Origin of the sequence: Rhodococcus sp. AQ5-07, from assembly GCF_009707305.1 — a bacterium.
Taxonomy (GTDB): Bacteria; Actinomycetota; Actinomycetes; order Mycobacteriales; family Mycobacteriaceae; genus Rhodococcus_F; species Rhodococcus_F erythropolis.
The window spans coordinates 4980269-4994723 of sequence record NZ_CP046099.1 but is presented as its reverse complement, the minus strand read 5'-3'; the positions used below and the strand labels follow the sequence as shown (position 1 = coordinate 4994723).

Genomic DNA, 14455 nt, shown 5'->3' with positions numbered 1-14455 from the left:
TGCGCGGGTGAATGCCCGCGAAACCGTCCGCACCTGGTTACGGCCGCCGTCTCCCGTTCGAACGGACCCGGAACTCGATCCCGCCGCCAGACGCGGAATCCGGATCGAGATCACTATCGTTCTGCTGGTCACCTTCGGGCTCAGCGGATTGTCCGGGATCCTTTCGCTCGCCGAATCCTTGGCGACGCCGGTTGCGCTCTCGGATCAGACGGTTGCACTCAACCCGTCGCGGGCCGCCATCTACTGGATCGACCTGGCGCGCCAATTACTGGGCGTCGCAAAGCTTCTCGCGTGGGCAGCGCTGGGACTCTATCTACTGTGGCGTTCGGGGATCGGTCCACGTGCTGCGGGCCTGACTCCCAAACCTCGATTCGGTCGCGACATAGCTCCGGGATTCGGCCTCGCCGCTGTGATCGGCCTCCCCGGACTCTTGTTCTACCTCGTCGCTCAGGCACTGAGCATCAACCTCACCGTCCAAGCCAGCGCGCTCGACGACCACTGGTGGCGGGTTCCGATCCTCGTACTGTCCGCGATCGCGAACTCGGGCGCCGAAGAGGTACTGGTCGTCGCCTACCTGATCACTCGCCTCCGAACACTCGGCTGGAGCGAGAACAAATCTCTGCTCGCGTCCTCACTCCTGCGCGGTAGTTATCACCTCTACCAAGGGTTCGGCGGCGGTGTGGGAAACGTGATCATGGGGCTCGTGTTCGGTCGATACTGGCAGCGCACCGGCAAGCTGTGGCCGCTGATCATCGCCCACGCGCTCATCGACATGGTGGCGTTCATCGGTTACGCCCTCCTGCGCGATCACGTCTCCTGGCTGCCGTGACCGGTACCGTGAACTGGTGACCGGCGACTCCGAATATCCTCAGCGCCCTCCGCGGCGCCAGCCGCCAGGGCCACCTCCGCGGCGCCAGCCGCCCCCGCGTGGACCGATGCCACCCCGTCAGGGCCCACCCCCGCAGCGGCGCCCACCGATGCCGCCCGAAGGGCCGACGGTCATTCGCCGCGACGGACGTCCACCGCAGCAGAATCCGGCCAATCAGGCCTGGTCACAGGTCCCACCAGAAGCGCCGCAGCAACCCAGGCGTGAGGACTGGGCGCCGACCCAACGCCCGCAGCCGTTCCAGGACGACCCCCGCAGGCAGGGGCCGCCGCGTCAGGATCCGCAACGCCAGGCGAAGTACGCACCCGCGCCGCCGCGCCGAACCCCGCCGAACGCCCCGCCTCGCCCTCCTGAACCCCCGAAGCAGCGACGCCCACGCAAGCGTCGCAGCTGGGGTAAACGTATCGGCATCACGTTGTTGGTCTTGCTGCTCGCGCTGGCCGGCGCGGTCTATTACGTCGACAGTTCGCTCAATCGAATCGACGCGCTGCCCGACTACGCGGGACGCGTCGCCGATACTCCGGGCACGAACTGGCTGATCGTCGGCTCCGACAGTCGTGAGGGGCTCACACCCGAGCAGGAGCAAGCGCTTGCGACAGGTGGTGACACCGGCCCCAAGCGCACTGACACGGTCATCTTGGTCCACGTTCCCAAGAGCGGGAAGACGACCATGGTCAGCATCCCTCGCGATTCGTACGTTCCGATTCCCGGCTACGGCTCGGACAAGATCAACGCCGCCTTCGCTTTCGGTGGTGCCCCCTTGCTGGTGCAGACCGTCGAGGAGGCAACCGGACTTCGCATCGACCACTATGCCGAGATCGGATTCAGCGGGTTCGCCGGCATCGTCGACGCCGTCGGTGGCGTCAATGTATGCCTGACGCAGGCGATCGACGATCCGCTGGCCGGAATCAACCTCCCCGCCGGATGCCAGGACTTGAAGGGTTCGGATGCACTCGGGTTCGTACGGACCCGAGCAACCGCGCTCGCCGACCTCGACCGCATGAACAACCAGCGCCAGTTCATGTCGGCGTTGCTGTCGAAGGCGACGAGTCCGAGTACGTTCCTCAATCCGTTCCGGTTGTGGCCGCTCGTCTCCGATACGGCCAAGTCTTTGCAGGTCGACGAGGGCGATCACATCTGGAATCTGGCCTCACTCGCCTGGGCGCTTCGCGGCGGGATGACCACCACGACGGTTCCGGTCGCCGGTTTCGAGGACGTGGACGGGTCGGGCAACGTGTTGTTGTGGGACAAGGCACGCGCTTCGCAGTTCTTCGACGCCCTGGCCAACGATCAGCAGATTCCGCAGGATCTGATCACCACGGGGTGATTGCCCTGAGTTTCGGTAGTACCCCGGGAGGACAGGCCGAGCGAACAAATCGCTTTCCGGCAGGACGCGGAACGGCCGGCGGAAAAATACCGTGAAGGTATGAACACAGCACACCGCCGATTCCGCACTGCCGCCGTCATCGCCGCCTCGGCCGGAGCGGCTTCACTGGCCACGTCCTGCTCGGGCACCTTCGACAAGTTCGACGAGTCGAAGGCATACAAGAAAACCGAAACCTTCTCTTTTGCACAAGCATCCAACGGAATCGACACACTGCCGAGTTGGGTTCCCGCCGGCGCGACGGGTATCGACGAGGTCATCCGCACCACCGGCAACGAACGCATCCTGCGAATGACTGCGAACATCACGGAGATAGATCACAACAGCTGCATCGCACGACCTACCGTCGAAACTCGTCCGGCATCGCTGTCCGCACAGTGGTGGCCGACAGGGGTCGAGAAGGGCAGTTCTTTTCAGTGCGGCGACTGGTACGTCGGCGAAAAGGACTCGTTCGTCTACGGATACCGGCCGGAAACTCTCGACTTCATCATCGATCAGCTCGACAACAAGTAGCTCCCTGTCCGTGCCGCCGACCCAGTAATCTGTTGGGATGACACAGGCGAAGAACTCGAGCGAATTCACCACTCTGCTGCGTCAGCAGATCCGTAACGAGTTCACTGCATCGCAGCAGTACATCGCGGTAGCGGTGTACTTCGATGCACACGATCTTCCGCAGATGGCCGCGCGCTTCTACAGCCAGGCCACCGAGGAACGCGGTCACGCGATGATGATGATCCAGTACCTGCTCGACAACGACCTCGACGTGGACGTACCGGGTGTCGACGACGTCGTGACGAAGTTCGACAGCGTCCGTGCCCCGGTCGAATTGGCACTCGAGCAGGAGAAGACGGTCACCGAGCAGATCACGCAGTTGGCGCGCACCGCGCGCGATACCGGCGACTACCTGGGCGAGCAGTTCATGCAGTGGTTCCTCAAGGAGCAGGTCGAGGAAGTTGCAAGCATGACAACACTTCTCACCATCGTCGACCGCGCCGGCGACAACCTCTTCCACCTCGAAACGTTTGTCGCACGCGAGATGAACACACCGGCAGCTGCCGACGCAATGGCGCCGACGCCCGCCGGCGGCGGCGTCTGAGGGCCACCGGCCTACCGAGTCTCCGGCCGCTCGGCGGCACTCAGTGATCTGAGGAAGTTGTTGTATGCCTCCAGATCACTGTCGCCGTCGATCTCGGCGCGGCGGTCCTGGGCGGCATTCATCCGTTTGTCGTCCCGGTTCCAGCGCATCGCGAAGATCACGACCACCACCAGCGCGACGGGCTCACCGTACGACCACGCAAGGGCACCGGCCAACTGCTGGTCCTGCATCACGTCCACGCCCCACTCGGGAGGCGGATTCACGAACGTGGTCAGCAGCGGCTTTGTCGCCATCATGAGGACGACTCCGATGAACACGTGCAGCGGCATCTCCACGAAAAGGTCGAAACACCGGCCGAGATAGCTTTGCCGCACCGGCAGTGGTCCGGTGGCGAGCACGGGCATGATGAAGAGCAGACCGCTGGTGAGAAAGAAGATTTCGAGAAAGACGTGTCCGGCCGCCGGACGGCTGCGCAATGCCGATAGTGCAAGCGCCAGAACATTTCTCCCGGGACCTCGATGCGACGTCGAACGCAGTAGCAGCAGTCCTGGCGAGCCCAGCACCCACAGCGGCGGGATCGCCATCGAGAGCGTCAAATGCTGGAACATCCAGACACTGAAGAGTTCGTTCCCGTAACTTTCGACCTTCGAACCGGTCACGGCGATCAACAGCAAGCACCCGGCCAGAAAACATGCAGTTCGATACCAGGGCCATAGCCGTCCCCGCGCACGCACACGGTGCATTGACCACCAATACCAAAGCGCCAGAACAGCTCCCAGTAGAACAAGAGGTGACAGGGACGAGGAGTCCCAGGTCAACATCTGTCCGATCGACGGCGGCGCCAGACCGTTCACCTCCGATTCACGGGCGAACCCTCCTTCGAATCCTTTCGGGTACCGTCGACTCTACACCTAAATACTATGTTGGATAGTATTTAAGTAATCGACGGAAGGTCAAGGTAAACAGCAGTGTCCAGAAGCATGAAGATATCCGCCGCCCTGATCGCATTGTTCGCGGTAGCACTGATCACGTTCATCACCGTCGATCCGATCAGGGCGGACAACGAGAGCACCGATCGGGCAGCACAATCCACCGCCGTCCTGACCGACGACGCGTACCGATTGACCTCGGCCGCTGACGACAAAGTGAATCTTGTCGAGTTCCTCGACTTCGAATGTGAGGCCTGCCTCGCGCTGTACCCGACGATGGAGCGAATCAGAGCCGAGTACGAGGATCGAATCACATTCGGTATCAGATACTTTCCGATTCCGAGTCACACCAACAGCACTCTCGCGGCGCAGGTCGTCGAATCCGCATCTCGCCAGGGCAAGTTCGTCGAGATGTATCAACGGATGTACGAGACTCAGTCGCAGTGGGGTGAATCCGCCGAATCGCAGGAGGCACTGTTTCGCTCCTACGCACAAGATCTCGGCCTGGACATGACCCGATTCGAATCCGACCTCAGCAGCCGCGGCGTCCGCGAGCGGGTCGAGCGCGACTTCAACGAGGGCAAACGCCTTGGCGTCCAGGGCACCCCGACGCTGTTCCTCAACGACGTGAAGCTGGCCCAGATGCCGAGCTACGAAGATCTGAAAGCCCAGATCGACTCAGCCTTGGAGCAATGATCAGGTCAGAACAGCGCAGATACCGGCGGAGACGGCCACCGTCACGGCTGCGGCAACGGCCGTCGTGATGGCCGCCGGCACGCACGCCGCGACCGCGCAGGTCAGTCGCCGAGGCGACGCCACGTCGCCGTCGACCAGGGAACGCAATCGCACTGCGGTCGCGCCGCCGCGATCGCCCAAACTCCAGTCCGGCTGAGGAAGCGGCGATTTCGACACCACGGCAAGGGCGGAACGCACTGCAGCCGGGCTGGTGACGCGAGCGGCGTGCCGGTCCGCCGACAGTTCCACGATCGCGCCGACGGCAGCAGGTGCCGCCGCGAACAACGGCACTCCCGGCAGAACAGCGGCCAAGACTTCACAGGCACCGACGATTCGGTGATGACCGCCGCTCAGGTGCGCACGCTCGTGCGCGAGGACCGCGTCACGCTCGCCCCCGGTAAGAGCGGATGACAAGCCTTGTGTCGCAACAACAAATCCAGGCTTTCCGGCGACACTGTAGGCCATCGGCAGCGGATGATCCAACCACAACACGTCGGACTCCGAGTTGTCGCGGCGCGCGACGATCGAGAGAACATCACGATGGAAATCTCGGACTCTCGCGTGCTCACGTGCCTGTTTGCGGCCGGCCAGCACGATCCGAACAGCGGTCAAACCCACCACACCAACGGCTGTGCCGGTGATCAGTTCACCCACCCATGAACTCGTGCCGTGCGCGAAGGCGCTGAAACACCGAGCGATACCGTCGACCAGCCCCTCGACCGGCGCGTGGCTCGGCCACACCAGAACCAAGACCGCGGAGAGAGCGAGATACAGAGCCGACGCCATACTGCCGAGCCACGCCGCGAGCAGCACCGTCGGTGACAACGTCGAGGAAACGGCCCGTAACGCTCTCGGAACCAAAAATCCGACGAATACCGCACCGAGAAGCATCGGCAAGGCCAGTGTCATTGCGCACCTTCCCCGGAAAGTCCTCGGCGCAGGGCCTCGTTCTCAGCGTCCGTCATTGTCTTCGCGAAGTGCAACAGCACGGCAGCGGAATCGGAACTGCTGTCCAACAATTCGCGCAGTGCCCTGGATGTGGCCTCTTCACGGCTGCGACTCGGCCGATAGAAGTAGGCGCGACTCTTCTTCTCACGACTCACCCAGCCCTTGTCGTAGAGATGAGTCACGACGGTCAGGATGGTGGTGTACGCGAGTTGTCGACGCTCACCCAAGATCTCGACCAGATCCTTGACCGAGAGCGCGTCGTCGGACTGCCAGAGCACATCCATGACCTCGGCTTCGAGTCCGCCCAGCCCCTGCATTGCTCCTCCATCGCGTCGTGACAGAACTTCAGCCGCTCGCGGCCTTCTCCCCGAACGACACGCCCCGGGAATTCAGATACGCGAGCGGATCAGTCTTCTGCCCGTCAGATTGCCACACCTCGTAGTGCAGGTGCGGTCCCGTCGATTGTCCACGATTGCCGACGGTCGCGATCAGTTCACCCGCCCGCACCTTCTGACCGGCAACCACGAGCGCCTCGTTGATGTGCCCGTAGACGCCGACGGTCCCGTCGTCCTGCTGGATGCGGACCCAGAGCCCGAATCCCGCGGCGGGACCGGATTCGATCACAACACCGTCGGTCGCCGAGACGATGGGCGTACCAATCGAATTTGCGATGTCGAGACCGTAATGGGTTGTTCCCCAGCGTGGACCGAAGTTGGACGTCATCGTCCCGCTGACGGGGGCCATCACCCGCGGCTTTTCTGCCTCGTACGCCAACGCCGCCCGTTGGGCTTCGAGTTGCCTCGTTTTACCGAGTTGTTCGGCTATCCCGGCAAGATCCGTCGTCCGAACAAGGTCGAGTATCTCCGGCACCGACACCAGCGCTGGACCTTCCGCTGCAACTGGAAGCGGCGATGCGTGCCCGATGGAAGTGCCGGACGCCAGGATTGCGCCCGTCGCCACGGAAACCGCTGCCATGCGCCCGCCGGGTCTGATCGGCTCGGATTTTCGATGTCTTCCCACTTCTCGGTCCTCGCGTCGATGACAAATGAAGGTCTACGCCGCCACCTTACAACTATGTTGCATAGTTTTTAAGACATGCACTATTGCGCATATATGCATATGTGTCTAGGCTGACGTCGACGAAAGGACCTTCGATGTCACACGGACACGGGCACGGAATCTCTCCCGCCGAGGCTGCGACCAGCAACAGCGGCAAGCATGTCAACAAACTGTGGATCGCCGCCGGCCTCGGGTTGGTGACGTTCGTGCTGCAGGTGACGGTCGGCTTCTTCACCTCGTCACTGGCGCTGCTTTCGGACTCGGCGCACGTGTTCACCGACATCTTCGGCATCTTCATGGCGCTCGCCGCGATCCTCGTCGCACAGCGCGCAGCACGGCGCCCGGATCGCACTTTCGGCATGTACCGCACGGAAGTGTTTGCGGCACTAGCCAATGCGATCCTGCTCTTCGCAGTCGCCGGGTGGGTGCTCTACGAGGCTGCCAGCCGATTCTCGGATCCGCCCGAGGTTCCGGGCCTCCCCGTCGCGATAGTCGCCGTCGTCGGTTTGGCGATGAACGTCATCGCCTTCCTGATGCTCCGCAGCGGCGCGAAGGAAAGCATCAACATCCGCGGCGCCTACCTCGAAGTCATGGCGGACATGATCGGGTCCATCGGCGTCCTCGTCAGCGGCTTGGTCACGCTCGCTTTCGGTTGGCGCTACGCCGACCCCGTCATCGGCGTCGCCATCGGCCTTTTCGTCTTGCCGCGCGCCTTCAACCTGGGCCGCCATGCCGTCCGCATCCTGCTCCAGCAGGCTCCCGATCGCATCGACGTCACCTCGATACTCGAGAAGATCAACACACTCCCGGGAGTCGTCGACGCGCACGATCTGCACGTCTGGACACTCACCTCGGGGATGGAAGTTGCTTCCGTTCACGTCACCGCGGCCAGTGACGCCGATCCCACTACGGTGCTCGCGGCCACCCAAACCTTGCTGGCCGAGGTATTCGAACTGGAGCACGCCACCGTGCAGGTGGAACTCCAGGGAAGTGACGGTAAATGCACGGAACTCGCCTGGTGAAAAGGACATTCCTAAATGAAACATTCGCTTTCGAGCCAATGGATAACCGCACCGAATTCGAAAAGAAATTAGGTCTTCTTTAGTTTGGGAACGCTTACCACAATAAGGTCAGACTGGGATGACAGGGCCTCTGACCTGCACTATCTTGGAATTCATGACTTCTGGGGAGACTCACATGACCAAATTCCACGCACTACTCCGAGACCAGATTCGCAACGAGTTCAACGCTTCGCATCAGTACATCGCGACAGCGGTTTACTTCGACAATGCGGACCTGCCACAGCTGGCAAAGCACTTCTACAAGCAGGCTGTGGAAGAGCGTAACCACGCCATGATGATCGTTCAGTATTTCCTCGATCGCGACATCAACGTCGAACTCACCGGCGTCGACGCCGCGAAGGCCGACTTCAAGGATGCCCGTGAGCCCATCGCCCTCGCGCTGACGCAGGAGAAGACGGTCACCGAGCAGATCGTCCAGCTCGCGAGCACTGCCCGCGAAGAAGGCGACTACCTCGGCGAGCAGTTCATGCAGTGGTTCCTCAAGGAGCAGGTCGAGGAAGTTGCCAGCATGACAACACTTCTCACCATCGCGGACCGCGCAGGCGCCAACCTGTTCGACCTCGAAGACTTCGTGTCCCGCGAGATGAGCACCGTCGGTGACACCACCGGTGCGCCGAACGCAGCAGGCGGAACCATCTAGCCTGCAGCACTCACGGATTTTGCCCTCGAGCCGAACGGTTCGCTTCCTGCCAGCAGGATCGAACTGATCAGCTCGGGGGCATCTGTCATCGGTACGTGCCCGAGTCCGGGCAAAACCATCAACTTCGCCTGCGGGAAAGGCTTTTTCACGCGCTGCGCTTGGTACACGGGCAGAATGAGATCGCGTCGACCCCACGCAACCGTCACCGGCACAGTGGGATCCACGATGGGCGGCAATACGAAGTCCATCTCGAGACCGAGATCGACGAGTTCGTTGGACACGAGCGAACGGCAGTCGGCCAACGCCGCCGCATAGCCGACATGACTCGGATGAGCGAAGAACGCGGCGAGCGCCGGATAGCGAATCAGCTTGTACCGCAATGCACGTGGCAGACCATCACCCATGAGCTTGGCCGTGCCGCGCAGTGCACGGAACGTGTTGATCGCCCGCACCTGATCGAGGTGATTGACAAAGAACCCGGCCGGCGAAAGAGCTGTCGCCGACGCGACGTCTCCGCGCGCTGCCAGCGAGAGTGCAATCCATCCGCCGAGTGAGTTTCCGGCGACGTGGGCGCGCTCCCCCGCCGGAGTCACTTCCTTGACGAACTCACTGACGTCGTCGATCAGCTGTCCCATGACGTCCGGACCGAGTTCGGGTAGCAGGGACTCTCCGTGACCTGGCAGGTCGACCGTGACCACACGGCGATACGGCGTCAGCTGGTCCAAAAGCGAATCCCACGCCTGCCGTCGATGGACGATGCCATGGACGAGCACAAGCGTGGGACCGCTACCGGAGATGTCGTGCGACAAAGTCATGCCGCCAACATTAACCGTAACTTTGCGTAACGCCTATAGTTCTGGCGAAAAAATCAGCGCAGCGTGACCTGGCGTCCGCGCAGGCCGTCGCGCGAGCGCAGCTCGGCCGAGTTCAGTGGAGCGTCGACGGCCAGAGCCTCGGCAAGACGCTCACCGAGCTCGACGGTTGCCGCTACCCACTCGTTTGCATGCTTTTCGCGGTCGAGGTCGAAGACGGGGACCAACAGGCCGTGGGTGCGGAACGAGCCTGCGTAGCGCGAGCCCTCACCCAGGTGCAGTCCACCGGTCGCGTGCACGCGCGCCAACGCGAGCATCAGGTCGTCTTCGCTCTCGGGGCGGACCCAACGCAGGTGCGCCTTCTCGCCGGCGTCGACCCACCACGCGGCAACGAGGCCGTCTCCTTCGAGGCGTGCAGAGGGCATGATCGCCGAGTTGGCGTGCTGCACGGTGGCGGCAACCTCAGGATCGGTTTCGACGCCTTCCGGAATCCACCAGTTGAAGTTCTGGTGCACGGTGATGTCGAGCAGAGCCGAGGGATCGACAACCTCGGTGACGGCGGGTGTCTCGGAATCGGGGTTCGCGGCAGAAAGCGCGTCGCCGGGGGCCGCGTCCTTGATCCAGTTCACCGAAGCGGCGAGGTCTGCGCCGAGGTCGGCAGAGTGCGCTTGAACCTGGACACCGACAAATCCGGTGGCCGTCTCGCCCTCGTCGCGGACGAGGGCGGCAACAGCGCCGGGGAGGACCGTCGCCAACGTGACGGGACGGTCGGAGCCGATGACCGGCAACGGAGCCGTGGCGGACGGAACGAATTCGCGCAGCGCGACCAGATCGCACTCGGCGGCAAGGCCCTCGAACGGGCGGTTCACTGCGCCGGCAGCGGCTTCACGCTCTGCTTGGCGTGCCGCCAGCTTCTCTGCGCGTGCGCTGCCCTGCTTCGGTCCACTGTTTCTTTTGCTCTTCTTGGCCACGAGGGCAAAATCTACACGCTGCCCAGCCATTGCTTCGTGCGCCCGGGATGGTTGGTGGCCACCCAACTGACCCCGAGCTCACGACACAGGTCCACATCCGCCTTGTCGTCGACGGTCCAGCAGTACGTCGCGCGACCCGCAGCGGCAGCCCGATCGACCAGATCGGGATGTTCGCGCAACGCCTTGATCGACGGCCCGATCGCCGTGGCGCCGACAGCCGTCGACGCACCACCGCCGAGGTATCGCGACGCGTCACCGAGTAGGACCGTCGGCAGCAGCGGTGCCGAACGGCGCACTCGCCAGACCGCAGTAGCCGAGAAAGACATGACCACCGCGCGAGAGTGATCGGCCGACGGCGGCGACGCGATCCCGAAGCGGTGCAGTTCCGCGAGAAGTTTTGCTTCGACCAGGCCGCCGAATCGCACTGGGTGCTTGGTTTCGATGAACAGCTTCACCGGCCGCGCGAAATCCAGGGCGAGGGTGATGAGGTCGGAGAGAGTCAGCAGTTCGGCCGGTTCGCTCGTCGACCCGTAGTCCAGAGCGTTCAGCGAATCGAGCGTCATCTCGCTGACGATCCCCGTGCCGCTGGAGGTGCGATCGACCTTGCGGTCGTGAACGCAGACCAGGTGCCCGTCGCGGGTGAGCCGGACGTCGCATTCGAGCCCGTCGGCACCCTCCTCGAGGGCCAGTTCGTAGGCGGCGAGGGTGTGCTCCGGCCGCGCAGCCGACGCACCTCGGTGCGCAACGACGAGTGGACCTCGACGATCTGGGCTCACAGGGCAGCGGTCTCCTTCTCTTCCAGCACCGAGCGCGGCACTGGCACCCATCGAGTTTCCGATTCGGGTTCGCCGCGCCAACCCCTGCGCTCGATCCGTCGGATCACGACGAGCGTCAACGCCGCGGTGACGGCTGCGACCAATGCGATGAAGGCGTTCAGCAGAACCCCGTCGGCCATTGCCTGAATCCCCGGGCGTGATCGCCAGTACGCGTTGACCACCAGCAGCAGAGCGCTGAATCCCCAGAAGCCCCACCAGATCTTCACCAGCAGAGTTCCGCGCGGATCGCGGCGGACCAACTCGAAGAGATAAACCGCCGGCATCACGAGGTTGAGGATCGGCACAGCGCAGCCGACGACCACTTCCGACGCTGTGCGCGGATCTGATTCACGGGCACCTGCGAAGTGTTCACGACGCTGACGAAGCAGCCAGCAGACACCGGCGACAGCCGCGAAGACCGAGATCAGCAGTCCACCCAACTGAGTGAAGTACACGGCGGCGTCGGAGACCGTGAGAAGCCACTGCGGGATCAGCGTGGTGCGGTTACGCACCAGGATCGCGTATCTGCCCAGTTCGGCGAACACAGCGAGTCCGTAGAGGATTGTCGCGAGTGTCAGCAACGGCCCGACTCGGTCGGCCATCCGGTCCGCTCGCGAGGGCGGCACCGGTGAGGTGTCGACGACGTCCTGCAGTCCCCACTGCGGGACGGCGTCGTAGCGCGGGGTGGTGAGGCTACGACGCACTGGTGCGTCCCCCACGCCGCGTGGGTCGGACGGTGAGCGCGCGATCCAGCGGAAGCCACGACGGTTGGGTGGTTGGTAGATCTCGGTGCGGGTGGGGATCAGCAGGACGCCGCTGCAGCGCGGGCACCACTGCGTGGGGCCGCCGACTACGGGCCAGCGTGCGGCGCACCGGGCGCAGACCTGAACGACACTCACAACTTCGATTCTGTCACGCCGTATCGGTAACGGCAGCAAATGGATTCACTCCCGATTTGTGATCGAACCTCCACCGCGTTCACCTGCATTGTTCGAATAATGTGACCTCCGCCACTTAAAAACTCGAGTTATCCACAGTTTCCACAGGTTCATCCACAGTTCTGGATGAATGAATCGGGCTTTATCCACAGGTCACGGGCAAGACCCTGAGAATTTGCTGACAGGTGTTAGCGAACGATGCACAGGCTCGAGGATGAATTTGACACCGCAGGTCAGTGAACTTTTGGGCGTCGGCGTCATTTATCCCGGCAAAGTTCACAATCCATTCAGAAATTGCTCCCGAAAAGACAGAAAAGACCGTTATCCCTTTTTTGCGGGAAGTCGGTTTTTGACACACCTGGAAGCATGACCGTCGATGACTTCTCCACAGCCCGAGCCAACTCTGACGTTCACCCCGAAACGGGTCGCGCAGCTCGCGTTCGTGTTGATCGGATGTCAGCTCGTCATTCGCGCCTGGGTTGCCGCGAGCAATTACTTCTACTGGGACGACCTCATCCTGATGGGCCGCGGAGGACGCTTCCCTCTCTTCTCGAGCGAACTCCTGCTCTACGACCACGACGGTCACTTCATGCCCGCGGCCTTCTTCTTCACCGGGTTGATCACCCGCATCGCGCCGTACAACTTGGCGCTGTCGGCAACGCTGCTCGTCATCGGCCAGGCCGCGGCGTCGTTGGCGCTTCTGCGCACTCTTCGGTTGGTCCTTGGTTGGCGACCGGCGCTGTTGATTCCGCTGATCCTGTATCTCTTCGTCCCGCTGACCCTTCCGTCGTTCTCGTGGTGGGCGGCCGCACTCAACGCCTTGCCGCTTCAGATCGCGCTTGCCTGGGCATGCGGCGACGCGATCAAGCTGTACCGCACCGGGCATGTGCGCTACGTGTTCTCGGGCACCGCGGTTTTTGTCGTCTCTCTGCTGTTCTTCGAGAAGGCAGTGCTCGTTCCGTTCGTAGCACTCGCTTTTCTGGTGCTGTACTTGCGCACACAAGGTGAAGGAACGCCGATACGAAGTGCGGTCACGAAGTGCCGACGCCTGTGGACGGCCTGCGCCGCCGTGCTCGCGATCTGGATTCCGGTGTATCTGACAACTGTCGAATCTCCGATCACCGGCAACGGCCGTTCCATGTCCACCGAACTGCTGCATCACGGCACGTCTTTGGGGATGCTTCCCACCCTTCTCGGCGGCCCCTGGCGCTGGGAGCGGTGGATCCCCAGCCCCGCCTGGGCCGATCCGCCGACGGTCTTGGTGGCCGCGGCCTGGGCCGCGCTGCTGACGACGGTCGTGATGACCGTGCGTGCCCGACGCGGCGCTGCCTGGATCTGGGCCGCCGCGGCGCTGTACTTCCTGGCCTCTGTCGTGGCGATGACCGCTACCCGATCCGACGCCGACACCACGTACGAGTTGGCGCAGACCTTGCGTTACTTCACGGATTCGGCGACGGTGTTCGCCCTCGCCGCCGCTCTGATTCTCGCTGCACCTCGGCGGCGTCCGGCCCGGATACCCGTCGCAGTCGCCGCCGGCCTGTCGGCGCTCTTCGTGGTCAGTTCGCTCGTCTCGACCGTCACGTTCGTCGACATCTGGCGCGAGAACCCGACTCGCGACTACCTCGCCAACGCGCGAATGTCGTTGTCACAGAATGAGGATGCTCCACTGCTCGAGCAACCCGTCGCGATCGAAGTGCTCCTTCCCGTCGCCTTTCCGAACAATTTGGCAAGCAATGTTCTCGCGCCACTGCCTGATCGCCCCGAATTCTCTTCCAGCACTCCGATTCTGCGCACCATCGACGACAGCGGACGGATTGTCGATGCCGAAGTGACCTGGACGAGAAGGATTCCCGAAGGAGCGGCACCGAACTGCGGCACCCGTGCCGAAGGCCCGACCGAACTCCCCCTCGACGGCCCCCTGGCCGGCTGGGAATGGACGGTGCAGCTCAATTACCTCGCGAGCACCGACGGAACGATCGATGTTGCGTTGGAGTCCGGCGACGCAGTATCGGTACCCGTGACGCAGGGTTTGCACTCGGCATTCGTGCGCCTGGTCGGCCACGGAAACAGTGTGAAGATCACGCCGACAACGCCGGGACTGACGCTGTGTTTCGGCGCCGGACAAGTCGGTGCCGTCGTCCCGACCTCCGCAAAATAGTG

Annotated in this window: 16 protein-coding genes; 8 read left to right on the top strand and 8 right to left on the bottom strand. The window is 63.0% G+C overall.

Going from position 1 to position 14455, the window contains the following annotated elements; translation table 11 throughout:
• The first annotated feature begins 7 nt into the window (after positions 1-7).
• The 4 genes from GJB56_RS23265 to GJB56_RS23250 all read left to right on the top strand — a co-directional run bounded on the left by GJB56_RS23265 (position 8) and on the right by GJB56_RS23250 (position 3366).
• Positions 8-829 (top strand): CPBP family intramembrane glutamic endopeptidase, encoded by an 822-nt coding sequence (locus GJB56_RS23265; protein WP_113683438.1) that lies wholly within the window; start codon positions 8-10, stop codon positions 827-829.
• 148 nt (positions 830-977) lie between these two features.
• Entirely contained in the window at positions 978-2213 is a 1236-nt protein-coding gene (locus tag GJB56_RS23260) for an LCP family glycopolymer transferase (RefSeq protein WP_020968096.1), read from the top strand.
• Between the two features lie 99 nt (positions 2214-2312).
• Positions 2313-2783 carry a hypothetical protein gene (locus GJB56_RS23255; RefSeq protein ID WP_113683437.1) on the top strand — a complete coding sequence of 157 codons (471 nt, stop codon included), beginning with the start codon at positions 2313-2315 and terminating at the stop codon, positions 2781-2783.
• A gap of 37 nt (positions 2784-2820) precedes the next feature.
• Positions 2821-3366 carry a ferritin gene (locus tag GJB56_RS23250; protein WP_020905744.1) on the top strand — a complete coding sequence of 182 codons (546 nt, stop codon included), beginning with the start codon at positions 2821-2823 and terminating at the stop codon, positions 3364-3366.
• Between the two features lie 11 nt (positions 3367-3377).
• Here GJB56_RS23250 and GJB56_RS23245 read toward each other — a convergent pair whose 3' ends face one another.
• Entirely contained in the window at positions 3378-4220 is an 843-nt protein-coding gene (locus GJB56_RS23245) for a cytochrome c oxidase assembly protein (RefSeq protein WP_113683436.1), read from the bottom strand.
• A 126-nt stretch (positions 4221-4346) separates the two neighbouring features.
• On the opposite strand from GJB56_RS23245, the gene GJB56_RS23240 reads away from it, so the two are divergent.
• A complete protein-coding gene (locus tag GJB56_RS23240; protein ID WP_021342427.1) occupies positions 4347-4991 on the top strand; it encodes a DsbA family protein in 645 nt (214 codons plus the stop codon).
• Here the strand turns inward: GJB56_RS23240 and GJB56_RS23235 are convergent, their stop codons facing one another.
• Genes GJB56_RS23235 through GJB56_RS23225 form a run of 3 tightly spaced genes read right to left on the bottom strand, consistent with a single transcriptional unit; the run spans position 4992 to position 6953 of the window.
• Positions 4992-5939: a M56 family metallopeptidase gene (locus GJB56_RS23235; RefSeq protein WP_113683435.1), complete on the bottom strand. Its 948-nt coding sequence runs from the start codon at positions 5937-5939 to the stop codon at positions 4992-4994. It abuts the gene before it with no gap.
• Complete coding sequence (locus GJB56_RS23230) at positions 5936-6295, bottom strand: BlaI/MecI/CopY family transcriptional regulator (RefSeq protein ID WP_019746375.1); 360 nt, start codon at positions 6293-6295, stop codon at positions 5936-5938. Before GJB56_RS23230 ends, GJB56_RS23235 begins: the two co-directional genes overlap by 4 nt.
• 28 nt (positions 6296-6323) lie before the next feature.
• Positions 6324-6953 carry a M23 family metallopeptidase gene (locus GJB56_RS23225; protein WP_069146679.1) on the bottom strand — a complete coding sequence of 210 codons (630 nt, stop codon included), beginning with the start codon at positions 6951-6953 and terminating at the stop codon, positions 6324-6326.
• A 179-nt stretch (positions 6954-7132) separates the two neighbouring features.
• Between GJB56_RS23225 and GJB56_RS23220 the strand changes: the two genes are divergently transcribed.
• Entirely contained in the window at positions 7133-8059 is a 927-nt protein-coding gene (locus GJB56_RS23220) for a cation diffusion facilitator family transporter (RefSeq protein ID WP_019746373.1), read from the top strand.
• A 154-nt stretch (positions 8060-8213) separates the two neighbouring features.
• Positions 8214-8759 carry a ferritin gene (locus tag GJB56_RS23215; RefSeq protein ID WP_024487904.1) on the top strand — a complete coding sequence of 182 codons (546 nt, stop codon included), beginning with the start codon at positions 8214-8216 and terminating at the stop codon, positions 8757-8759.
• Here the strand turns inward: GJB56_RS23215 and GJB56_RS23210 are convergent.
• The 4 genes from GJB56_RS23210 to GJB56_RS23195 are packed head-to-tail and all read right to left on the bottom strand — an operon-like array spanning position 8756 to position 12256.
• Positions 8756-9574 (bottom strand): alpha/beta fold hydrolase, encoded by an 819-nt coding sequence (locus GJB56_RS23210; RefSeq protein WP_003944129.1) that lies wholly within the window; start codon positions 9572-9574, stop codon positions 8756-8758. The two genes, GJB56_RS23215 and GJB56_RS23210, sit on opposite strands and share 4 nt — an antisense overlap.
• Before the next feature lie 53 nt (positions 9575-9627).
• Positions 9628-10542, bottom strand: coding sequence for a DUF5926 family protein (locus tag GJB56_RS23205; protein ID WP_024487903.1), 915 nt, complete (start codon positions 10540-10542; stop codon positions 9628-9630).
• 11 nt (positions 10543-10553) lie between these two features.
• On the bottom strand, positions 10554-11318 hold the full coding sequence (locus tag GJB56_RS23200; RefSeq protein WP_019746370.1) for a glycerophosphodiester phosphodiesterase: 765 nt from the start codon (positions 11316-11318) through the stop codon (positions 10554-10556).
• The gene (locus GJB56_RS23195; RefSeq protein ID WP_113683434.1) at positions 11315-12256 is read right to left on the bottom strand and encodes a DUF4328 domain-containing protein; all 942 of its coding nucleotides are present in this window, start codon (positions 12254-12256) and stop codon (positions 11315-11317) included. The genes GJB56_RS23200 and GJB56_RS23195 overlap by 4 nt, the downstream gene beginning before the upstream one ends.
• Positions 12257-12671: 415 nt before the next feature.
• On the opposite strand from GJB56_RS23195, the gene GJB56_RS23190 reads away from it, so the two are divergent.
• The gene (locus GJB56_RS23190) at positions 12672-14453 is read left to right on the top strand and encodes a hypothetical protein (RefSeq protein WP_113683433.1); all 1782 of its coding nucleotides are present in this window, start codon (positions 12672-12674) and stop codon (positions 14451-14453) included.
• Positions 14454-14455: the final 2 nt, after the last annotated feature.